Origin of the sequence: Actinomadura chokoriensis, assembly GCF_039529475.1 — a bacterium.
Lineage (GTDB): Bacteria > Actinomycetota > Actinomycetes > Streptosporangiales > Streptosporangiaceae > Spirillospora > Spirillospora bangladeshensis.
This window is the reverse complement of sequence record NZ_BAAAMW010000008.1, coordinates 258741-278185: the sequence shown is the minus strand read 5'-3', so window position 1 is coordinate 278185 and position 19445 is coordinate 258741. Positions and strand designations below refer to the sequence as shown.

At 74.3% G+C, this 19445-nt stretch carries 21 protein-coding genes; 9 read left to right on the top strand and 12 right to left on the bottom strand.

Annotated elements, in window-relative coordinates; all coding sequences use genetic code 11:
• Positions 1-254 precede the first annotated feature (254 nt).
• Positions 255-557: a hypothetical protein gene (locus tag ABFX46_RS20050; RefSeq protein ID WP_346044097.1), complete on the top strand. Its 303-nt coding sequence runs from the start codon at positions 255-257 to the stop codon at positions 555-557.
• Positions 554-844 carry a hypothetical protein gene (locus tag ABFX46_RS20045; RefSeq protein WP_346044096.1) on the top strand — a complete coding sequence of 97 codons (291 nt, stop codon included), beginning with the start codon at positions 554-556 and terminating at the stop codon, positions 842-844. Before ABFX46_RS20050 ends, ABFX46_RS20045 begins: the two co-directional genes overlap by 4 nt.
• 15 nt (positions 845-859) lie before the next feature.
• On the opposite strand, the gene ABFX46_RS20040 is transcribed toward ABFX46_RS20045, so the two are convergent.
• From ABFX46_RS20040 to ABFX46_RS20010, 7 genes are all read right to left on the bottom strand, one after another.
• Positions 860-1969 carry an AAA family ATPase gene (locus tag ABFX46_RS20040; RefSeq protein WP_346044094.1) on the bottom strand — a complete coding sequence of 370 codons (1110 nt, stop codon included), beginning with the start codon at positions 1967-1969 and terminating at the stop codon, positions 860-862.
• Positions 1966-2616, bottom strand: coding sequence for a nicotinamide riboside transporter PnuC (gene pnuC / locus ABFX46_RS20035; RefSeq protein ID WP_346044093.1), 651 nt, complete (start codon positions 2614-2616; stop codon positions 1966-1968). Before pnuC ends, ABFX46_RS20040 begins: the two co-directional genes overlap by 4 nt.
• A gap of 39 nt (positions 2617-2655) precedes the next feature.
• Positions 2656-3384, bottom strand: coding sequence for an anti-sigma factor (locus ABFX46_RS20030; protein WP_346044091.1), 729 nt, complete (start codon positions 3382-3384; stop codon positions 2656-2658).
• A complete protein-coding gene (gene sigK, locus ABFX46_RS20025) occupies positions 3381-3968 on the bottom strand; it encodes an ECF RNA polymerase sigma factor SigK (RefSeq protein WP_346044089.1) in 588 nt (195 codons plus the stop codon). Before sigK ends, ABFX46_RS20030 begins: the two co-directional genes overlap by 4 nt.
• Before the next feature lie 65 nt (positions 3969-4033).
• Positions 4034-5437 carry a nickel/cobalt transporter gene (locus tag ABFX46_RS20020; protein ID WP_346044087.1) on the bottom strand — a complete coding sequence of 468 codons (1404 nt, stop codon included), beginning with the start codon at positions 5435-5437 and terminating at the stop codon, positions 4034-4036.
• Complete coding sequence (locus ABFX46_RS20015; protein WP_346044085.1) at positions 5434-6744, bottom strand: tetratricopeptide repeat protein; 1311 nt, start codon at positions 6742-6744, stop codon at positions 5434-5436. Before ABFX46_RS20015 ends, ABFX46_RS20020 begins: the two co-directional genes overlap by 4 nt.
• Positions 6744-8297, bottom strand: coding sequence for a DUF4331 domain-containing protein (locus ABFX46_RS20010; protein ID WP_346044083.1), 1554 nt, complete (start codon positions 8295-8297; stop codon positions 6744-6746). The genes ABFX46_RS20015 and ABFX46_RS20010 overlap by 1 nt, the downstream gene beginning before the upstream one ends.
• Before the next feature lie 254 nt (positions 8298-8551).
• Here ABFX46_RS20010 and ABFX46_RS20005 point away from each other — a divergent pair, with 254 nt between their 5' ends.
• A complete protein-coding gene (locus ABFX46_RS20005; RefSeq protein ID WP_346044082.1) occupies positions 8552-9337 on the top strand; it encodes an SDR family NAD(P)-dependent oxidoreductase in 786 nt (261 codons plus the stop codon).
• A gap of 9 nt (positions 9338-9346) precedes the next feature.
• Here ABFX46_RS20005 and ABFX46_RS20000 read toward each other — a convergent pair whose 3' ends face one another.
• Genes ABFX46_RS20000 through pdhA form a run of 3 tightly spaced genes read right to left on the bottom strand, consistent with a single transcriptional unit; the run spans position 9347 to position 12782 of the window.
• A complete protein-coding gene (locus ABFX46_RS20000) occupies positions 9347-10636 on the bottom strand; it encodes a dihydrolipoamide acetyltransferase family protein (protein ID WP_346044080.1) in 1290 nt (429 codons plus the stop codon).
• Positions 10633-11649, bottom strand: coding sequence for an alpha-ketoacid dehydrogenase subunit beta (locus ABFX46_RS19995; RefSeq protein WP_346044078.1), 1017 nt, complete (start codon positions 11647-11649; stop codon positions 10633-10635). The genes ABFX46_RS20000 and ABFX46_RS19995 overlap by 4 nt, the downstream gene beginning before the upstream one ends.
• Positions 11650-11660: 11 nt before the next feature.
• Complete coding sequence (gene pdhA, locus ABFX46_RS19990; protein WP_346044076.1) at positions 11661-12782, bottom strand: pyruvate dehydrogenase (acetyl-transferring) E1 component subunit alpha; 1122 nt, start codon at positions 12780-12782, stop codon at positions 11661-11663.
• A 151-nt stretch (positions 12783-12933) separates the two neighbouring features.
• Here pdhA and ABFX46_RS19985 point away from each other — a divergent pair, with 151 nt between their 5' ends.
• Positions 12934-13563, top strand: a complete 630-nt coding sequence (locus tag ABFX46_RS19985) for a GntR family transcriptional regulator (protein ID WP_346044074.1) — start codon at positions 12934-12936, stop codon at positions 13561-13563.
• A gap of 43 nt (positions 13564-13606) precedes the next feature.
• Here the strand turns inward: ABFX46_RS19985 and ABFX46_RS19980 are convergent, their stop codons facing one another.
• Positions 13607-14296: a GntR family transcriptional regulator gene (locus tag ABFX46_RS19980; RefSeq protein WP_346044072.1), complete on the bottom strand. Its 690-nt coding sequence runs from the start codon at positions 14294-14296 to the stop codon at positions 13607-13609.
• Positions 14297-14425: 129 nt separating this feature from the next.
• Between ABFX46_RS19980 and ABFX46_RS19975 the strand changes: the two genes are divergently transcribed.
• Genes ABFX46_RS19975 through ABFX46_RS19965 form a run of 3 tightly spaced genes read left to right on the top strand, consistent with a single transcriptional unit; the run spans position 14426 to position 17142 of the window.
• Entirely contained in the window at positions 14426-15655 is a 1230-nt protein-coding gene (locus ABFX46_RS19975; protein WP_346044070.1) for an NRAMP family divalent metal transporter, read from the top strand.
• A gap of 3 nt (positions 15656-15658) precedes the next feature.
• On the top strand, positions 15659-16258 hold the full coding sequence (locus ABFX46_RS19970; RefSeq protein WP_346044068.1) for a 5-oxoprolinase subunit B family protein: 600 nt from the start codon (positions 15659-15661) through the stop codon (positions 16256-16258).
• Positions 16255-17142, top strand: a complete 888-nt coding sequence (locus ABFX46_RS19965) for a 5-oxoprolinase subunit C family protein (protein ID WP_346044066.1) — start codon at positions 16255-16257, stop codon at positions 17140-17142. Before ABFX46_RS19970 ends, ABFX46_RS19965 begins: the two co-directional genes overlap by 4 nt.
• Here ABFX46_RS19965 and ABFX46_RS43765 read toward each other — a convergent pair.
• Positions 17033-17260 (bottom strand): DUF6411 family protein, encoded by a 228-nt coding sequence (locus ABFX46_RS43765; protein WP_487046969.1) that lies wholly within the window; start codon positions 17258-17260, stop codon positions 17033-17035. The genes ABFX46_RS19965 and ABFX46_RS43765 overlap by 110 nt on opposite strands.
• On the opposite strand from ABFX46_RS43765, the gene ABFX46_RS19960 reads away from it, so the two are divergent.
• Both ABFX46_RS19960 and ABFX46_RS19955 read left to right on the top strand, forming a co-directional pair.
• Complete coding sequence (locus ABFX46_RS19960) at positions 17154-17933, top strand: putative hydro-lyase (RefSeq protein ID WP_487046968.1); 780 nt, start codon at positions 17154-17156, stop codon at positions 17931-17933. The two genes, ABFX46_RS43765 and ABFX46_RS19960, sit on opposite strands and share 107 nt — an antisense overlap.
• Before the next feature lie 21 nt (positions 17934-17954).
• Complete coding sequence (locus tag ABFX46_RS19955) at positions 17955-19352, top strand: protein kinase domain-containing protein (RefSeq protein ID WP_346044064.1); 1398 nt, start codon at positions 17955-17957, stop codon at positions 19350-19352.
• The last annotated feature ends 93 nt before the right edge of the window (positions 19353-19445 follow it).

Here is a 19445-nt window from a genome sequence, read left to right as displayed (position 1 = left end):
TTAACAGGAAACCCGTCGGAGCGGCAAAGGTAAGCAAGAGCGGCAAGGAAGTCGTCGTCACCGGAAAGGGATTCCGGTACGTCTCCGACAAGTCAGGGGGACGCGCCTATACCTACAAAACGCTTTTGTATCCTCTTCCGGCGACGGATGTGAATACGCCGAGTCCCGCGAAATGACCCTCCGTCCTGTCGGTGGGACCTAGTAGGGTCCCGGTGTACGGGAGAGTGGGACCGGACCAGGGAGACGGGAGCGACATGAGCGCAGAACCACTGGAGCCCCCTGTGCCGTTCTCGGGCCCCGGCTACGGGATCCAGCGGACGATCAAGAGCATCAGCGAGCGGCTGCCCGAGGAGAAGCGCGCGCTGTTCATCGAGCAGGTCACGACCGCCGAGTTCGGGGCCGACCTCGACGAGGTGATGCTCGTCTGGTGGGGGCAGGCGGTCCTCTCCCAGGATCCGGGCAGGGAGAAGCGGCTCGCCGACGCGCGGGCCGGGCGCAACCTCGTAGCGCTCTCGGAGGTCCAGCGCCGGCTCGAACGCCGTGACGGCGGCGGGTGACCTTCCACAGTCGTGGATGGACCGTCTTCTGCACCGAGAAGGTGGTCAATGTCCTTCTGGCCATGCCGAAGCCGGTGGAGGACATTCTCAACCGGCAGCTCTGCGACCTGGCGAAGCGAGGCGGTGAGGCGATCGACGCGGGCCTCCCGCCCCCGGGAGTGCCCCTGGACACCGTCGGTGTTCACTACTCCTTCTCGCTCAAGGAAGGCGTGAAGGGGATCGTCGAATACCTCGTGATCGCCGACATCAGTGAGTTCTACGTCACCGCACTTCTCTTGGTCGACTGACGTGAGGGCCGAGGGCTAGGGGGTCAGCGGGTCGCCGAAGGTCCAGCCCTCGGTGAGCAGGGCGTCGGTCGCCGCGACGGCGGTGGCCAGGCGGTGTTCGTGGGAGCCCGTCACGGTGATGTGCGGCAGGCCCCGTTTCTCGAGTTCCTCCTCGAAGCGGCCCGACATCCAGGCCCGGATCGACGCGCCGTCGCGCCAGCCGTCCTGTTCGAACGGGACGCCCTCCGGCGACGTCAGGATCCACAGATCGTGCGCAACGCGCTCGTGGACGGCCTCCACCTCGGGCGCCGGGGCGCCGACGTAGCGCTCGTGCCAGACGGCGGTGGCGAACGCGTCGGTGTCGCAGACCACCAGCGGTGAACCCGAGCGCGCCGCCGCGTCCTCCAGGGCCGCGTGGTGCTCGGCGATCCGCAGGAACTCCGGCGACTCCCAGACCAGGTCGTCCAGCCACAGCGACGGGTCGCCGGCGGCGCGGCGGGCGGCGGCCAGCTTCTCCTCGGTGAACGTCCGGCCGTACTCGGGCACCCAGCGGGTCGCGGCCCAGACGCCGCCTCGCGCCGCGTAGTGCGCGGCCAAGGCGCGGGCCAGCGTCGTCGTCCCGGTCGACTCGGCGCCGACGACCACGACCCGCCGTGCCAGGTACGCCCGGACAGGGGGCGACAGGAACTCCCAGTTCGCCACCGGGTCGGCCCGCACCGCGGTGCCGCTGACCGGGAAGCGGTCGCGCGGCGGGTCGACCGGCACGTGGACGGCGGAGAAGCGTTCGGCCAGTTCCGGCCCGTACGCCTCCGAGCTGAACACCGCGTCGACCGGCGGGACGGGCACGCCGAGGCCCGACCGCATCGCGAGGCCCGCCCGGAACGCCGCGACGTGCGCCGACCAGATCTCGTCGGACTCGTAGTCGATCTCCGCGTCGTCCACGGCCGGGAAGATCTCCACGTGCGGCTGCCGGTGCACCTCGCGCAGCCACGCCGTCCGCAGCGCGAGCGGGATGCTCTCGGCGGTGGACGCCGCGACGACCACGCTGACCCGGGCGCACGCCGCCGCCGCGGTGTCGATCAGGTGGTGGTGCCCGGCGTGCGGGGGATAGAACTTGCCGATGACCAGGCCGTGCGCGTACCTCACGCGGCCGCCGGCGCGGGGGTCGCGGCACGGTCGTGCAGGTCGCGGCGCCACGCGAGCAGCCCGAACACGCACAACGTCAGGAAGATGACGTACAGGACGCTCGTGAGCTTCAGGTCCTTGTAGAAGTAGAGCGGGATGTACACCAGGTCGGCGGTGATCCACAGCCACCACGACTCCAGCAGCTTCCGCGACTGCCCGTACGTCGCCATGAGCGAGATCGCGGTGGTGAGGGCGTCCCAGAACGGGACGGTGGAGTCAGTCCAGACCGACAGTGCCCAGGTCAGGAACGCGGTCCCGGCCGCGCCCGCCGCGATGAGCGCCGCCCACTCGGCCGCCCGCGTCCGCCGCACCGGGAGCGCGTCCCGGCCGTTCCCGCCGTACAGCCACACCCACCACCCGTACGCCTGGAGCGCGACGTAGACGACCTGGAGGCCGGAGTCGGCGTAGAGGCCGCCGTCCAGGAACACCAGGCCGAGCAGGATCACGTTCGCGATGCCGATCGGCCAGTTCAGGATGTTCTGCCGGACGACGAGCCAGACGTTCACCGCGCCGGTCCCGAAGCCGAGCAGCTCCGCCCACGTCGTGGGCACCGACCCCAGGTGGAAGGCGGGGTCGAGCAGCGGACCCAGCGGAACATGCACCGACATGCCCGCAATGATCACATATCGTCAGAAGGACGACAAGGGTCAGGCCGGATCCAGCAGCACGAGGGGCGCCGTGGTCGGGCGCGCGGAGCCCCCGGCCGGCTCGACGGTGACGCCCAGCCGGTCGGACGGGCGCCACGTCCCGGCGACGACCGGGCGCGTCCGGTCGCCGGGCAGCAGGCCCGCCGAGCGCGGGCCGCCCGCGCCGATCAGCCACAGCTGGTAGGCCTTCGAGGACGGCAGCGTCCGCAGCCCGGACGACGCCACGACCACCCGGCCCCGCGACGCGGACGCCACGACCGTCACCGTCCCGCCGCCCGCGGCGCGGCCCGTCGCCGAGCGCGCGTCCGGCGCGGACAGCACCGAGGCCACCTCCCGGTACGCGGCCTCCGTCCGCTCCACCCGCTGCCGCTCGCGGATCGCGACCCCGGCCGACGCGGCCGTCACCAGGCACGCGGCGGCGGCCAGCCCGGCGGCGACCGCGCGCCGCCACCGCCGCGGCCGCACCGGACGCGCGACGGCCCGCCGCGAAAGCTCCGGCGGGAGCTGCCGGACGTCCCGGATACCGGCCAGCACCCGGTCGCGCACCCGCGGCGGGGGAGCCTCGGCGACCGCCATGCCCAGCCGGGCCGTCGTCGCCCGGAACTCGCCCAGCTCGGTCGCGCACGTCTCGCACCCGGCGAGGTGCGCCTCGAACAGCCGCCGCTCCTCGGCGTCGTCGATCGCGTCCAGCGCGTACGCGCCGGCGAGCGCGTGCGGATCGTCCGTCATCGGCCCACCCCCAGGCAGTCGCGCAGGCGGATGATGCCGTCGCGCATCCGGGTCCGCACCGTGTTCGGCGGCGCCCCCACCAGCTCCGCGACCTCCCGGTAGGAGTGGCCGCCGTAGTAGGCGAGCGTCACGGACTCGCGCTGCAGTTGCGTCAGCGTCCGCAGGCAGCGCCGCACCCGCTCGTGCTCCAGCCGCGTCTCCACCCGCTCGGCCACCGGATCGTGCGCGCCGCCCGCACCCCGGTGCGCGGCCCGCGCCTCGCGCTCGCCCGCGGACTGCTCGCGCCGCACCCGGTCCACGGCGCGGCGGTGCGCGATCGTCATGATCCACGCCATGGCGCCGCCGCGCTCGGGGTCGTACCGGGCCGCCGACCGCCACACCTCGATCATCACCTCCTGCGTCACCTCCTCCGCCATCGCCGGGTCGCGGACGACCCGCCGGGTCAGCCCGTGCACGGGCGCCGCCACCGCGTCGTAGAGCAGCTCGAACGCGCGCTCGTCGCCGCGCGCCGTCCGGCCGAGCAGCAGGTCCGCGTCGTGCGCGGACACCGTGCCGCCGCCCGGCGGTCCCGTCTCTGCCGGCATGCCGCGCTCCCCTCGGTGGCCGGCCCCGCCGGCACCGCGCAGCGGGCGCCGCCCCGGACCGGGCGTCATGGGACGAGGCTGCGGAGCGTCAGCCCGAGCCCGAGGACGACGACCGTCGCGGACGTCCCTATCGGCATCATTCCGTGCGGAAGCCGCAGCCGCGTGGCCGGAATGCGCCGCGTCAGCGCCCGCCCGGAGCCGACCGCGAGGAGGCCCACCGCCACCAGCGCGGCGGCCAGCCCGAGCCCGTAGGCGAGGACGAGCACGACCCCGAACCACGCCCGCCCGAGCGCGGCCCCGCCGACCAGCACCACCACGGCCGACGGACTCGGCACCATCCCGCCCGCGAGCCCCATCAGCACGACCCCGCCCCGCCCCCGCGGAGCGGAGCCCCCATGTCCGTGCCGATGACCATGGCCGTGTCCGTGCCCGCCTTCGGGGCCGTGGGCCTGTCCGTGGGCGTGGGCGTGGCGGCGGTTGCGCAGGGCGCGGTGCATGAGGACGGCGCCGGCCGCCATGACGAGGACGCCGCCCGCCGCGCCCAGCCAGGGGAAGAGGGCGCCGGGGGCGACGAGCGTCCCGGTCGTCACGAGGAGGCCGAGGGCGAGGACGCCGGCCGTGTGGGTGAGCGCGACCGTGAGGCCGAGGGCGAGGACGTCCCGCGCCCGGCGCCATGTGTCCCCGATCGCGTGCGCGGCCATGATCGTCTTTCCGTGGCCGGGGGCGAGCGCGTGCAGGCCGCCGAGCAGCAGCGCGATGAGGAACGCGAGCGCGGCGAAGCCGGGCGTGAGGTCGTGCCGCGCGACGAGGGAGGTGAACCGCCGCGTGAGGCCGTCCGCACCGCGCGGCGGCAGCGACTCCGGGCCGCCGCCGGCCGCGGAGCCGGCGAGCGGCGGCCCGCCCGGCCGCGCGGTGAACGTGGCCGACCGCTGGTCGAGCGGAGAGGCGAGCATGTCCTCGGGGTAGGCGGTGAGGCGCCGGCTGCGGGACGGGCCCGGCACATCGGACGCCGCCAGCGTCATCCGGTCGCCCCGCGCGGTGATCTCCCGCCAGCCCATGCGGCCGTGCGCGCCGCCGTCCCGGAACGAGACCGTCCCCGGCCCGGCCGGTGCGGTGATCCGGCATTCGAGCCGCAGCGTCGTCAGCCCCGCCTGCCCGAGCGGCGCCGCCGCCGAGGCCGCCCGGACGGACGCGGTCACGGCGTGCCCGTCCACCGTGATGCGCATGGACGACGCGGCCCGCGCGCAGGAGCCGGCGGCCCACCGGGACAGCTCGGCGGCGGACGGACGCCCGTCGTCGTCGGTGTCGACGTCCGGCATCGCCTGCGCGGCGGGGATCTCCGCGAGGTCCTCGACATGGTCGATGCGCAGTTCGTGCGGGGCCGCGACGAGCCCGTCGTAGCGGTTGGCCGTGAAGTCGCCCAGCGGATGCGCGGCGAGCAGTCCGGTCGCGATCACGGCGGCGATCACGAGGCGCCTCCCAGGTCGTCCAGTGCGGCCTTGGCTCGGGGCGCCCACAGCGGCGAGAACCGCGGGTTGCGGCGCAGCGACTCGGCCAGGTCGCGCCGCGCGGCGGCGCGCTTGCCGAGCGCCTTCTCGATGGCGCCGAGGTGGAAAAGGAACTGCGCGCGGCGGTATCCGGTCGCCGTCGCCTGGCGGGCGTAGCGCAGGGCCTCCGCGTCCCGGCCGTTGACGTGCAGGGCCCATGCGAGCGCGTCGGCCGCGTGCACGCCGCACCGCCGGACGCCGCGCCCCGGGCAGCGCCGCTCGTACTCGGCCCGCGCCGCGCGCAGCGCCGCCTCCGGATCGCCGTGGTCGCTCTCGAACAGCGCGATGTCCAGGTCGGCGTCGACACCGTTCGCCGCCGCGATCCGCGCCCATGCCGTCGCGACGGCGTACTGCCGCTCCGCCTCGTCCCGGCGTCCGGCCGACTCCAGCAGCTCCCCGTACTCGGTGAGGTACTGCGGCAGCGGCAGCCGCCGGACGATCTCCGCCCGGCCGGTGAGCGCACCCGCGACATCGCCCCGTCCGGCCCGGACGCGGGCGCGTCCGTCCAGGGCGGGCACGTGACCGGGCGACACGCGCAGTGCCTCGGCGTACTCGCGGTCCGCCCGCGCGAGGTCGCCGTCGTTCCACGCCAGCTCACCGAGCTGCACCGCGATGTAGGCGAGGTCTCCCCGCTCGGTCGCCGACGCGCGCGCCAGCCCCAGCACGCGCCGCGCCTCCCGCACGTCCCCGCGCAGCTCCCGCACGTACGCGAGCCGCGTGAAGACCGGGATGCCCGGACGGGCGGCGTCCGCGCGCCGGGCGGCGGCCAGGGCGTCGCCGTAGCGGCCCAGCTCGACCAGCGCGTCCACCCGGACGGCGGCGGCCCGCTGCCCGTACGGATTCGCCTTGAGCGCCCGGTCCGCATACCGCAGCGCCCCGTGGAAGTCGTGCCGCGCGGCGGCCAGCGCCCCCAGCCCGGCCAGCGCGCCGTCGTTCCCGGGCGCCTCGCGCAGCGAACGCCTCAGCACGCTGTCGGCTTTCGGATAGCAGGTCGGGTCGCCGGTCACCCGCGCCCGCTCCACGTAGGCGGCGCCCAGCGATGCCCAGCCCGCCGCGTCGCGCGGCTGCTCGCGGAGCCGCGCCTGCAGAGCGGCGATGCCGGAGCCCGGGGCCCCGGCGGGACGGGCCGCGGCCGGCGCCCCGGACGGGCGGCCGAGGGCGACCGCCGATCCGAGCGTCAGCGCCGCGACCAGCCCGGCGGCCGAGGCCCCGGTGAGAAGGGGACGCATCAGGTCTCGTTCCGTCCCGCCGCGGGACGCCGGCGCCGCCGCCACAGCAGCCCGCCGGTCAGCACGAACGCCCCGGCGCCCGCCAGCGCGGCGACCGGCAATACCGAGAGCACCCCGGAACCGCCGTCCGGCTCGGACGCGTCCTCGGCGGCGCCGGCGTTGCGGAAGTCCAGCTTCTCGCCGCCCTTCCCGGACGCACCGGACGCCGCCGTCCCGGGCTTGCGCGCGCCGCGCACGTCCGACCCCGAGTGCGGCTGCGCGACGTACGGGAACGTCTTCTCGAACCCGAGGTCGTTGGCGTTGACGGCGTCCCCAAGGTCGTTCTTCGTGCCGAGCAGCTCGCCCTCGACGGCCTGGAGCTCGATGTCGACGACGTCGTCGGTGAGCCGCCGCCCGTTCGGGAAGCCGGCCCTGTCGCCGCCGAGCACGCCGAGCCGGTCCGGCTTCGCGGCCGGCCCGATGGAGGTGTTGAGCCGCAGCAGCTCCGCCGGCCGGACGCGCGCGGGCCGGTTCAGCCCCGGTACCCCGGTCAGGAACGCCTGGACGAGATCCTTGCGCGGGCCGGGCGGCGCCGGGATCCGGTAGATCTTCTCGATCAGCTTCGGCAGCTCCGGATCGGTGACGAACCCGGCGAACTGCGCGTCCTGCCACGGCGTGGACGCGTTGAACGCGTCCTTCCTGCCGCGCGGGACGACCACCTCGTTCACCAGCGGGCTCCCGAGCCGCGACACCTGCGCGTACTCGCCGGACGCCGTGAGCCGCGACACCGTCGAGTTCACCCCGATGACGGGGTCGTGCCCCTTCACCAGGTGCCGCGTCGGCACCTGCACCGCGACCGTGTTGACGTTGTAGCCGCTCAGGGTGTCGTTGCCGACCTCCTTGAGGTTCGCCCCGTAGAGCAGGTCGAACACCCGCAGGTCGAGGAAGAACGAGTCGTCGGCCTGCCCGGCGAACGCCATCGCCCCGTCTCCCACCGGCCTGATCGCCTGCGCGCGCAGTGTCGCGTAGTCGGGCATGGACGCCTTGCCCACGTTGGACGGCGCGACCGGCGCCCCGGCGGCGAGCCCGCGGACGCTGTGCACGTTCCCGTCCACCCGCCGGACCAGCGTCAGGTCGTAGGTCTGCGTGAAGTTGAGGTCCGGGTCGTCGAGGCTCGTCACCGGCCCGGTGTTGTAGAGGAACGTGTTGCCGTTCTTCAGCCGGTCGTGGAACTGGAAGCGGTAGGTGAGGTCCGGCAGCGAGTCCCCGTCGTTGTCGATGTTGAGGTCGTACCGGGCGTCGCGCGCGAACGTGAAGAAGTTGGGCCCGCCGGCCGGGTCCTGGAACGGGATGAAGTTCGCGACCAGCGTCGTCGTGTCCGGCTTGTCCGGGCTGACGAACGCGTACACGTCGGTGTTGTCGTACTGCGGCTGCCCGGAGATGAGCGGCGCCTCGCGGTGGCTGGACGCGGTGCCCGGCCTCGGCGCGAGCCCCGCGATCCCGCCCGCGAGCAGCAGGCCCCCGGCGGCGGCCAGCGCGGCGGCCCGCGCCCTGGACGTCTGGACTGTCGGCATCGTGAATCCCCTGCCGGTCCCCGGGTGCCCGCCGCGGCGGCGCCGTTCCGCCGGCGCTGGGCCAGGTCTGCCGCGACACCGGATCGACCGGTCTTCTCGCCATGCCCGCCCCTACTTCGCGCGCCGCCCCCGACCTGATCGGTCCGTGCCGCGGCTGGCCGGATACGGCCACTTGACGAATGAGTGAGCACTCACTCAAACTGGAATGAGCGGGCACTCAGTCCACCCGCCCCGACACGTTCGCAGGAGGACCCATGTATCCCGAGCTCAACGGAACGGTCGCCGTCATCACCGGCGGTTCGCGCGGCATCGGCGCCGCCACCGCCCGCGCGTTCGCCGCGGAGGGCGCGAAGGTCGCCGTCATCGGACGCGATCAGGCCGCCCTCGACGGCGTCGCCGAGGAGGTCGGCGGGGTCGGCGCGGCGGCCGACGTCACCGACCTCGCCGCGGTGGAGGCCGCCCGCCGCCGGATCGAGGACGAACTCGGCCCGGCCGGCGTCCTGTGCGCCTTCGCGGGCGGCGGCATCGCCCGCCCCGGCCCGGCCGCCGCCATGACCGAGGAGGAGTGGCGCTCGGTCGTCGACGGCAACCTCACCGCGACCTTCCTCACGCTGAAGGCGTTCCTGCCGGGCATGCAGGAGCGGAAGGCCGGCTCGATCATCACGATGTCGTCGTCGGCCGGGCGCCTGCCGACGAACCTGCCCGGCGGAGGCGGCCGCGAGCTGGGCAACCCGTGGGGCGCGCCGGTCGCCTACGAGGCGGCGAAGGCCGGCGTCCAGGCGCTCACCCGGCACGTGGCGGCCGAGGCCGGCGCCGACGGCGTCCGCGTCAACTGCGTGGCCCCCGCCACCATCCGCACCGAGCGGACCGCCCGGTTCATGCCCCCGGAGGTCCAGGAGGCGGTCGCCGCCGCGCACCCCATCGCCAGGCTGGGCGAGGCGGGCGACGTCGCGGCCGCCGCCCTCTTCCTCGCCTCGTCCCAGTCCGGCTGGCTGACCGGCCTCACGCTCGACATCGCGGGCGGCCGGGTCATGCTCTAGCCCGTTCCGCTACGCCACGATCAGCAGCGGGTTCTCCAGCAGGTCGGCCAGGCGGTCCAGGAACCGGGCCGCCGTGGCGCCGTCGGTGGCGCGGTGGTCGACCGACAGGGTCACCGCCATGCGCTTGCCGGGCACGACCTCCCCGTCCCGGACGACGGGCTCGTCGCGGACGGCGCCGACCGCGAGGATCGCCGCCTCCGGCGGGTTGATCACCGCGGAGAACGAGTCGACGCCGAACATGCCGAGGTTGCTGACGCTGAACGTGCCGCCGCTCATCTCGTTCAGGGAGAGCTTGCCCTCGCGGGCCTTCCCGGCGAGCTCGCGGGTCTCCGCGCCGATCTGCGAGACGCTCTTGCGGTCCGCGTCCTTGACGACGGGCACGATGAGGCCGTCCTCGACCGCCACCGCGATCCCGACGTTGATGCGCTTGTGGAAGAGCAGGTTCTCCTCGGCGTAGGAGACGTTCACCGCCGGGTGCTCGCGCAGCCCGGTCGCGACCGCCTTCACGATCAGGTCGTTGACGCTGACCTTGGCCGGGGCGAGCGCCTCGTTCAGCGTCTTGCGGAAGGCCAGCAGCGGCTCGGCGTCCACCGTGCGGTTCAGGTAGAAGTGCGGCGCGTCGCGCTTGCTCTCGGTCAGCCGCTTGGCCGCCACCTTCTGGAAGCGGTTCAGCGGGACGGCCTCGACGTCCGGGTCCTCCGCGCGCGCCCGGGCGGGCGGCGCCGACGGCGCGGCGGCGGGAGCCGGGGCGGACGGGGCGGCCGGGGCCTCGGCCGGGGCGCCGCCGCGGATCGCGGCCTCGATGTCGGCGCGCACGATGCGCCCGCCCGGACCGGAGCCGCTCAGCGTCGACAGGTCGATGCCGTGGTCGCGGGCCAGCCGGCGCGCCAGCGGCGACGACGGCGGGCGGGAGGCCGCGGAGCGCTCCGGCGCCCGTGCGGGCGCGGCCGGCGCCGCCTCGGCCTTGGGCTCTTCTTCGGCCTCGGCCTTGGGCTCGGGTTCCGGCTGCGGCTCGGGCTCCGCCTTCCCGGCCGGTTCCGCGGGCGCGGTCTGCTCGGCACCGCCCGCCGGCGCGATCCGGGCGATCGGCGCGCCGATCGCGGCGGACTCGCCCTCCGGGACGAGGATCTCCTCGAGCACGCCGGCCTCGTAGGCCTCGTACTCCATGACCGCCTTGTCGGTCTCGATGTCGACGATGACGTCGCCGACCGCGACCTCGTCCCCGGGCTTCTTCTGCCAGGAGCTGATGACGCCCTCCTCCATGGTGTCGGAGAGGCGGGGCATGAGGATCTCGGTCATGAGGTGGGCTCCAGGACGGGACGGCCGGTGGCGCGGAGCGTGTCGCGGACGGCGGTGAGCAGGGACTCTGCGGACGGCAGCGCCGCCGACTCCAGGGACTTGGCGTAGGGGAGCGGCACCTCGGCCATCGCGACCCGGCGGACCGGGGCGTCCAGCCAGTCGAACGCGCCCTCCTGGATCGTCGCGGCGATCTCGGCGCCGATGCCGTAGGTGAGCCAGTCGTCTTCGGCGACGACCGCGCAGCCGGTCTTGCGGACCGACTCCACGATGGTCGCCCGGTCCAGCGGGCGGAGGCTGCGCAGGTCGACGACCTCGGCGGACACGCCCTCGGCGGCGAGCTTCTCGGCGACCTCGCCGGCTACTCGCGCCATCCGCGAGTAGCCGATGAGCGTGATGTCGGTGCCCTCGCGGGTGACGCCGGCCCGGCCGATCTCGGCGGGCTCGATGTCCTCGATCGCGTCGGGGACCTCGGCCTTGGTGTTGTAGAGCGCGAGGTTCTCCAGGAACAGCACCGGGTCGTCGTCGCGGATCGCGGCCTTCAGCATCGCGGACGCCTCCGCCGGGGTGGACGGCGCGACGACCTTCAGCCCGGGGATGAACGAGTAGAACAGCTCGACGTTCTGCGAGTGCGTGGCGCCGAGCTGCTGCCCGCCGCCGCCCGGGGTGCGGATCACCATCGGGACGCTGGACTGCCCGCCGAACATCCCGTAGATCTTGGCGGCGTGGTTGACGATCTGGTCCAGCGCGAGCAGCGAGAAGTTGATCGTCATGATCTCCACGACCGGGCGGAGGCCGAGCATCGCCGCGCCGATCGCGGCGCCGACGAAGCCCTCCTCGGCGATCGGGGTGTCGCGGACCCGCTTCGGCCCGAACTCCTTGAGCAGCCCCTCGGTGATCTTGTAGGAGCCCTCGAAGAGCCCGATCTCCTCGCCCATGAGCAGGACGTTCTCGTCCCGCAGCATCTCGGCGCGGAGCGTGTCCCGGAGGGCCTGGCGGTAGGTCACGGTTGCCATGGGGGTGCCTCTCAGGAACGGAATACGGGGTCGGCGGGGAACCGGTGGAGATCGCCCGGCACCGGCGTGGCGTAGGTGTAGTCGAACAGCGTGGAGATGTCGGGCTCCGGGCTCTCGTCGGCGAACTTCGCGGCCTCGTCCACCTCGGCGGTGACCTCGGCGTCGAGCCGGTCGCGGTCCTCGTGCGAGAGGATCCCGGCCTCCTCCAGGTCCAGCGCCATCTTCGCCAGGGGGTCGGCGGCCTTCAGCGCGTCCTTCTCCTCCCGGGTCCGGTAGCGGGCCGGGTCGACGACCGAGTGGCCCTTGAGCCGCGGGCTGAGGGTCTCCAGCAGGTAGGGCTTGCTCTCGGCGCGGGCGCGCTCGACGGCGGTGCGGGCGGCGTCCCGCACCGCGACCACGTCGGTGCCGTCCACGCGGGCGCTCTCCATCCGGTAGGCGGCGCCCCGCTTGTACAACTCGGGCTCCGCGGAGGAATTCTCCACGGTCGTGCCCATACCCAGGCCGTTGTTGATCACAACGAAGACGATCGGGAGGTCCCACAGGCCCGCGATGTTCAGCGACTCGTGGAACGCGCCGATCGCGGCCGTCCCGTCGCCCATCTGGCACATGACGATCTCGTCGCCGCCCTTGTAGGAGATGGCGAGCGCGGCGCCGGTCGCGAGCGGGAGCTGGCCGCCGACGATGCCGTACCCGCCGAGCATCCGCGCCTCGGCGTCGAACAGGTGCATCGACCCGCCCCAGCCCTTGGAGACGCCGGTGGACCGCCCGTACAGCTCGGCCATGACCCGGTCCGCGCCGATGCCCTTGGCGATGGCGTAGCCGTGGTCGCGGTAGTTGGTGAAGAGGTAGTCGTCGGGGCGCAGCGCGGCCATCAGCCCGACGACCGTGGCCTCCTCGCCGAGGTTCAGGTGGCAGTAGCCGCCGATCTTCGCCTCGGTGTAGGCGCGGGCCGCGCGCTCCTCGAACCGCCTGATCAGGAGCATCTGCCGGTAGTAGCCGACGAGCGTCTCGGCGTCCTCCGCCGGGACCTTCGGCGGCGCCGCGGCGGTCTTCGACTCCGAGCCCTTGGACTCCGAGCCCTTGCCGCGCGTTCTCCGGCCTCGCGCCGGAGCGGCCTTGACGGTCTCAGCCATTCGGCGACCTTCCTCTGTCCGGGGCAGCGTCGTAGGATCGCCACGACACTCCCGATCATCATTGATCTATGATCGATCATATTCCACGGAGTCAGGATTCGCCTACCCCATCACGAGGTACTTACCCATCGTGGCGCTACGATCGAGTTTCGTGAACACGCCCGCCCAACTGCTGCGCACCGGACTCGCCGACCAGATCCGGGAGTTCATCGTGGAGGGCATCAGCTCGGGCCGGTGGGAGCCGGGCGAGCGCGTCGTCGAGCGCCGGATCGCCGCCGAACTCGGGGTCAGCCAGGGCCCCGTCCGCGAGGCGCTCCGCCAGCTGGAGGCGCAGCGGCTGATCGAGTCGCTGCCGAACCGCGGCGCCCGCGTCCGCGACTTCACCGAGCGCGACCTCGCCGAGATCTTCCCCGTCCGGGCCGGGCTGGAGCGGACGGCCGTGGAGCTGGCGCTGCCCCGCCTCGCCGGCTGCGTGGACGCCCTGGAGGAGTACAACGACCGGCTCGCGGAGGCCGCGCGCGAGGGCGAACTGCAGGCGCAGATGCGGCTCAGCATCGCCTTCCACCGCGAGATCGTCGAGACGGCAGGGAACCGGCTGCTCGTCTCGGTCTGGGAGGGGCTCGGCATCGAGCTGTGGACGACGCTGTCGCTGCGCCTCCACCACACCGAGATCTACTCCAAGTCGGCCGAGCACGCGGAGCTGATCGAGGCGTTCCGCCGCGGCGACCCCGAGGCGCCGCAGCTCCTGCACGACCACGTCATGAACTACGCGCCCCAGTGATCGACGTCCAGTGATCGACGTCCGGTGACCGGGCGGCGCCGGGTCACTCGTGCTCGCGGTAGGCCTTCGTGAGCTGGGCCTCGGCGTCGTCCAAGTAGGAGCGCAGCTCCCGCTCGGCCTCCGCGAAGCCGCCCCGCGCGATCAGGTCGTAGAGCCGCCGGTTGCGGGCGAGGTACGGCTCGTGGAACTCGCGGGGCGAGCCCATCTCGTGGAAGACGAGCCGCATCTCGGCGAGCAGGTGCCGGGTCATCTCGTCCACCCGCGGGCTGCCCACCAGCGCGGCGAGGGCCTGGTGGAAGCGGATGTCGGCGGTGCCCACGTCCGGCCACCGCTCGGCCGCCGCGGCGCGCTCGCCGTCCAGGACCGCGGCCTCCAGCCGGGCGAGGGCCCCGGGCGGGGCGTCGGGCGCGCACCGCACGCCCTCGCACTCCAGGATCCGCCGCACCCGGTACAGGTCGGCCAGGCCGTCGGCGGTCACGCGGCGCACGAAGACGCCCCGGTTGAACTCGTGGACGAGCAGCCGCTCCTGGACGAGCAGCCGGAACGCCTCCCGCATCGTGTTGCGGGACACCTTCACCGCGCGGCACAGGTCCTCTTCGGGGAGCCGCGCGCCGGGCACGAGCCGCCCGTCGGTGATCTGGTCGCGGAGCAGGTCGGCGACCCGCGCGGCCGTGCTCGACCGGTCCAGGCCGTGCCGCGCCGCCGCGATCTCGTCGAGCCACGACTCCGTCATCGACCGCCCCTCCGCGTGCGTGGGGCAAGCGTATCCCATCGGCCGGAAAATCTCTCAACAAGGGGATTGCTGGATTGTTGAACAATCTCTACCCTGACGGAAAGCCGATACCCGAGAAGGGTCACCCCCATGACGGACCGGACCGCCCTGGACACCCCACCGGCACCCCCCGCCTCGTCCCGCCGCGGCGCGCTGCTCGGCGCCATGTTCCTGATGGCGACCAGCGCCATCGGCCCCGGCTTCATCACCCAGACCACCGTGTTCACCGCCAAGCTCGGCGCGGCGTTCGCGTTCGCGATCGTCGTGTCGGTGCTGGTGGACATCGCGATCCAGCTGAACGTGTGGCGCGTCGTCGGCGTCTCCGGAATGCGCGCCCAGGAACTCGGCAACCGCGTCCTGCCCGGCGCCGGCTACGGGCTCGCCGCCCTCGACGTCTTCGGCGGCCTGGTCTTCAACATCGGCAACATCGCCGGCACCGCGCTCGGGCTGAACGCGCTGCTCGGCCTGGACGTCAAGATCGGCGGCGGGCTCTCCGCGCTGGTCGCCATCGGGATCTTCCTGAGCCGCCGCGCGGGCGTCGCGATGGACCGCATCGTCGTCGTGCTCGGCGCCGCGATGATCCTTCTGACGCTGTACGTCGCGTTCGTGTCCGACCCGCCGCTCGGGGACGCGCTGAAGCAGAGCGTCGCGCCCGAGACCGTCGACTTCCTCGTCATCACCACCCTGATCGGCGGGACGGTCGGCGGCTACATCACCTACGCGGGCGCGCACCGCATGATCGAGTCGGGGCTGACCGGGCGCGAGAACGTCCGGGAGATCAACCGCAGCGCGATCACCGGCATCCTCGTCACCGGCGTGATGCGGGTGCTGCTGTTCCTCGCCGTCCTCGGCGTCGTCGCCGGCGGCGTCACCCTGGCGAAGGAGAACGCCCCCGCGTCGGCGTTCGAGCACGCGGCGGGCGAGGCCGGGCTGCGCGTCTTCGGCCTGATCATGTGGTCGGCCGCGATCACCTCGGTCATCGGGGCCAGCTACACCTCGGTGTCGTTCCTCGTCTCGTTCTCCTCGTTCGTCGAGCGGTACCGCAACCGCCTGGTCGTGGCGTTCATCCTCGTCTCCGCGACGATCTACCTCGCGATCGGCACCGCCCCGGCCACGCTGCTCATCCTCGCCGGCGCGCTCAACGGGCTCATCCTGCCGTTCGGGCTCGGCGTGCTGCTGTGGGCCGCCGGGCGCCGCCGCGACCTGCTCGGCGGCTACCGGTACCCGGTCTGGCTGCTCGTCCTCGGCGCCGCCGCCTGGCTGCTGTCGCTCTACCTGGGCTGGAACTCGCTGTCCGAACTCGACGACCTCTGGAGCTGACGGGTGCGGATCCTCCCGAGCGGCGACGCGGCACTGCTGGTCGAACCACCCGACCCGCGGGCCCTGTACGCGGCGCTGGCCGCGTCGCCGCCGCCCGGCGTCGCCGACGTCGTCCCGGCGGCCCGCACGCTGACGCTGCTGCTCGACCCGTCCGCCGACCCGGCCGCGGTGGCCGCCGCCGTGCGCGCCGCCCGGCCGGTCCCAACGGACGGCGGCGCCGGCGCCGTCGAGGTCCCCGTCGTCTACGACGGCGCGGACCTCGGCGAGGTCGCCGCGCTCACCGGCCTGACCCCGGCCGGGGTGATCGCCGCGCACACCGGGGCCCCGTGGCGGGTCGCGTTCACCGGGTTCGCGCCCGGATTCGGCTACCTGGAGGGCGGCGACCCGCGGCTGGACGTCCCGCGCCGCGCCGTCCCGCGCGTCCGCGTCCCCGCGGGTGCGGTCGGCCTCGCCGGGCGCTACAGCGGCGTCTACCCGGTCGAGTCCCCGGGAGGCTGGCGGCTCATAGGACGCACGGAGGCCGTCCTATGGGACCTCGACCGCGACCCGCCCGCGCTGCTCCGGCCCGGGATCTCGGTTCGTTTCGCGGAGCGGGAACCATGAAACGGGGGCTGGACGTTCTCCGTACGGGTCCGCTGGCGACAGTCCAGGATCTGGGCCGACCGGGTCTGGCGGCGCTCGGCGTGGGGGTGTCGGGCGCCGCGGACCCGGTTTCCCTTCGCCTCGCCAACCGCGCCGTCGGGAATCCCGGCGGCGCGGCCGCGATCGAGACCACCCTCGGCGGGCTGCGCGTCCGCTGCCGGGGCGGCGTCTTCGCCGCCGTCACCGGCGCGCCCGTCCCGCTGCTGGTCGACGGGCGACCCGAGGCGCCCTACTCGGTCCTCCACATCCCGGACGGCGCCGAACTCGGCATGGGCGCACCGCCCGCCGGCCTGCGGAGCTACCTCGCGGTGCGCGGCGGGATCGCCGTCCCGCCCGTCCTCGGCTCCCGCGCCACCGACACGCTCGCCGGCCTCGGTCCGGCCCCGCTCAAGCCCGGCGACCTGCTCCCCGTCGGCCCGCCGCCGCGCGAGGCGCCGCTGCTGGACGTCCTGCCCGTCCGCCCGCCGGCCGCCGGCGACGTCGAGCTGCGCGCGCTGCCCGGGCCGCGCGCCGACTGGTTCGCCCCCGCCGCGCTGGACGCGCTCTTCACCGCCCCCTACACGGTGACCAGCGACATCGACCGCGTCGGCATGCGGCTCGACGGGCCCGGGCTGGCCCGGCGGCGGCGCGGCGAGCTGCCCAGCGAGGGGACGGTCACCGGGGCGCTCCAGGTGCCGCCGTCCGGGCAGCCCGTCCTGTTCCTCGCCGACCATCCGCTGACCGGCGGGTATCCCGTCATCGCGGTGGTCGCGTCCGCCGACATCGGGCGTGCCGCGCAGGCCCGCCCCGGCCAGCGGCTGCGTTTCCGGCCGCACCCCGCCCCGACTCTCGGAAGGGATCCATGATGACCGCACCGATCGACCCCGGCGCGCTCAGCCCGGAGCAGGCCCGCTCGCTGTTCCGGGCCGGCCTCCGCGTCCCCACCTCCGGCTGGTGCGCGGGCTGGACGCAGGCGAACCTCATCAGCGTGCCCCGCGAGGACGCCTACGACCTGCTCCTGTTCGCCCAGCGCAACCCCAAGCCGTGCCCGGTCCTGGACGTCACCGAGCCCGGCGGGACGTCCGCCTCCCTGTTCGGCGGCGACCTGCGCACCGACCTGCCCGGCTACGTCGTCTACGAGCACGGCGAACCGGTCGCCGAGGTGTCCGACGCGACCGAGTACTGGCGCGACGACCTCGTCTCGTTCCTCATCGGGTGCAGCTTCACCTTCGAGGACGCGCTCCGCGAGGCCGGCGTCCCCGTCCGGCACATCGAGCAGAACCGGAACGTCCCGATGTACCGGACGAACCGGATGTGCCGCCGCGCCGGCGCGTTCGGCGGCCCGCTCGTCGTCTCGATGCGGCCGGTCCCGGCCGCGCAGGTGGCCGACGCCGTGCGGGTCACGGCCCGGTACCCGTCCGTCCACGGCGCGCCCGTGCACATCGGCGACCCCGTCGAGCTGGGCGTCGACGACCTGGACGCGCCCGACTTCGGCGACCCGGTCGACATCCGGGTGGACGAGATCCCGGTGTTCTGGGCGTGCGGCGTGACCCCGCAGGCGGCGGTGATGGCGTCCCGCCCGAAGCTCGCCATCGGGCACGCGCCCGGCCACATGGCGATCACCGACGCCCGCGACACCCGGTACCTCGTGCCCTGACTCCGGCATAGGCTTCGTCCCATGCCCGAGATCGTCGCCCCCGGCGACCGCCTGGGGGACCGCTACCGCCTGGACCGCCCCCTCGGCGCCGGCGGCATGGCGACCGTCTGGCGCGCGGTCGACCTCGTGCTCGGCCGCGCCGTCGCCGTGAAGGTGCCCAAGGAAGGGTGGCCCGAGGAGTTCACCCGGCGCCTCCGCCAGGAGGCCCAGGCCGCCGCGGGCCTCACCCATCCCAGCATCACGGGCGTCTACGACTACGGCGAGCACCAGATCGGCCCCGAGGGGCCTGGGGGGTCCCTTGCCCAGGGCTCCGTCCCCTATGTCGTCATGGAGCTGCTGGACGGGGAGAGCCTCGCGGCGCGGCTGTCGCGCGGGCCGCTGCCCTGGCGCGAGGCGGCCGGGATCTGCGCCCGTGTCGCGGACGCGCTGGCCGCCGCCCACGCCGCCGGGATCGTCCACCGCGACGTCAAGCCCGCGAACGTCTTCCTCACCTCGGTCGGCGTGAAGGTCCTGGACTTCGGCATCGCCTTCACCGGCCCCGCCACGGCCGGCGGGCCCGTCCTCGGCACGCCCGCCTACGTCGCCCCCGAACTGCTGACCGGCGCGCACCCGACCCCGGCCGCCGACATGTACTCGCTCGGCGTGGTCCTCCGCGCGTGCCTGACCGCCGGCCCGGACATCCCGGACGAGGTCGCCGCCCTCACCGCGGACTGCCTGCGCGACGACCCCGAGACGCGGCCGTCCGCCCGCGAAGCGGCGCGCGTCCTCGCGGACGCCGCCGGCGTCCAACTGGAGCAGCTGCCCCCGGCCGGAGCCGCGAGCGTGCCCGCCGACCAGGGCCGCCGCGTGCCCGACCGGCCCGCGGGCCCTGCCGGGTCCGCCGGGGCGGGGCCGGAGGGCGAGCGGCAGAAGACGCGCGTCCTGGACGAGCCGCCGCCCGCGGGGCCCGCGCCCGCGTCGGCGCGGAGGCCGCTGATCATCGCCGGGGCCGCGGTCGGCGCCGTGGTGCTGGTGGCGGTGCTGCTGGCCGCGCTGGCGCCCGACGCGTCCCGCGAGCGGGCCGCGCCGCCGTCCGCGAGCCCGTCCGGGACCCGGACCGCCGCCGCCTGCTCGGTCTCCTACACGGTCGACGGGACGTGGCCGCAGGGCTTCCAGGCGACGGTGCGCATCACGAACCTCGGCGACGGCGCGATCGACGGCTGGAAGCTCGGGTTCGAGTTCCCGGACGGCCAGGCGATCACGCAGCTGTGGAACGGCAGCCAGGTGCAGGACGGGCCGTCCGTCACCGTGACGGCGGCGGACTGGAACCGGTCGATCCCGCCGCACGGCACCGCCGAGTTCGGGTTCCTCGGCCGCCGGGACGGCGCCAACGGGGCGCCGGCCGCGTTCACCCTGAACGGCGGCGCGTGCGGCGGCTGACGTCCGGCAATGGGAGCGCTCCCAGATCATTTTCGCAGGTCACCGCGCCCATGGCCGAATTGATGCCGGCCGACCTATTGTGTCGCCCCTGGT

Coding starts and splice junctions, on each gene's coding strand:
- ABFX46_RS19980 (WP_346044072.1), bottom strand. CDS start 14,296: ATGACGGAGTCGTGGCTCGACGAGATCGCGGCGGCGCGGCACGGCCTG.
- ABFX46_RS43765 (WP_487046969.1), bottom strand. CDS start 17,260: ATGAGGTTCGCCTGCGTCCAGCCCGCGCACCAGCCGGAGGTGGGGACG.
- ABFX46_RS19975 (WP_346044070.1), top strand. CDS start 14,426: ATGACGGACCGGACCGCCCTGGACACCCCACCGGCACCCCCCGCCTCG.
- ABFX46_RS20000 (WP_346044080.1), bottom strand. CDS start 10,636: ATGACCGAGATCCTCATGCCCCGCCTCTCCGACACCATGGAGGAGGGC.
- ABFX46_RS20015 (WP_346044085.1), bottom strand. CDS start 6,744: ATGCGTCCCCTTCTCACCGGGGCCTCGGCCGCCGGGCTGGTCGCGGCG.
- sigK (WP_346044089.1), bottom strand. CDS start 3,968: ATGCCGGCAGAGACGGGACCGCCGGGCGGCGGCACGGTGTCCGCGCAC.
- ABFX46_RS19965 (WP_346044066.1), top strand. CDS start 16,255: ATGAAACGGGGGCTGGACGTTCTCCGTACGGGTCCGCTGGCGACAGTC.
- ABFX46_RS20030 (WP_346044091.1), bottom strand. CDS start 3,384: ATGACGGACGATCCGCACGCGCTCGCCGGCGCGTACGCGCTGGACGCG.
- ABFX46_RS19995 (WP_346044078.1), bottom strand. CDS start 11,649: ATGGCAACCGTGACCTACCGCCAGGCCCTCCGGGACACGCTCCGCGCC.
- pnuC (WP_346044093.1), bottom strand. CDS start 2,616: ATGTCGGTGCATGTTCCGCTGGGTCCGCTGCTCGACCCCGCCTTCCAC.
- ABFX46_RS20005 (WP_346044082.1), top strand. CDS start 8,552: ATGTATCCCGAGCTCAACGGAACGGTCGCCGTCATCACCGGCGGTTCG.
- ABFX46_RS20010 (WP_346044083.1), bottom strand. CDS start 8,297: ATGCCGACAGTCCAGACGTCCAGGGCGCGGGCCGCCGCGCTGGCCGCC.
- ABFX46_RS19955 (WP_346044064.1), top strand. CDS start 17,955: ATGCCCGAGATCGTCGCCCCCGGCGACCGCCTGGGGGACCGCTACCGC.
- ABFX46_RS20050 (WP_346044097.1), top strand. CDS start 255: ATGAGCGCAGAACCACTGGAGCCCCCTGTGCCGTTCTCGGGCCCCGGC.
- pdhA (WP_346044076.1), bottom strand. CDS start 12,782: ATGGCTGAGACCGTCAAGGCCGCTCCGGCGCGAGGCCGGAGAACGCGC.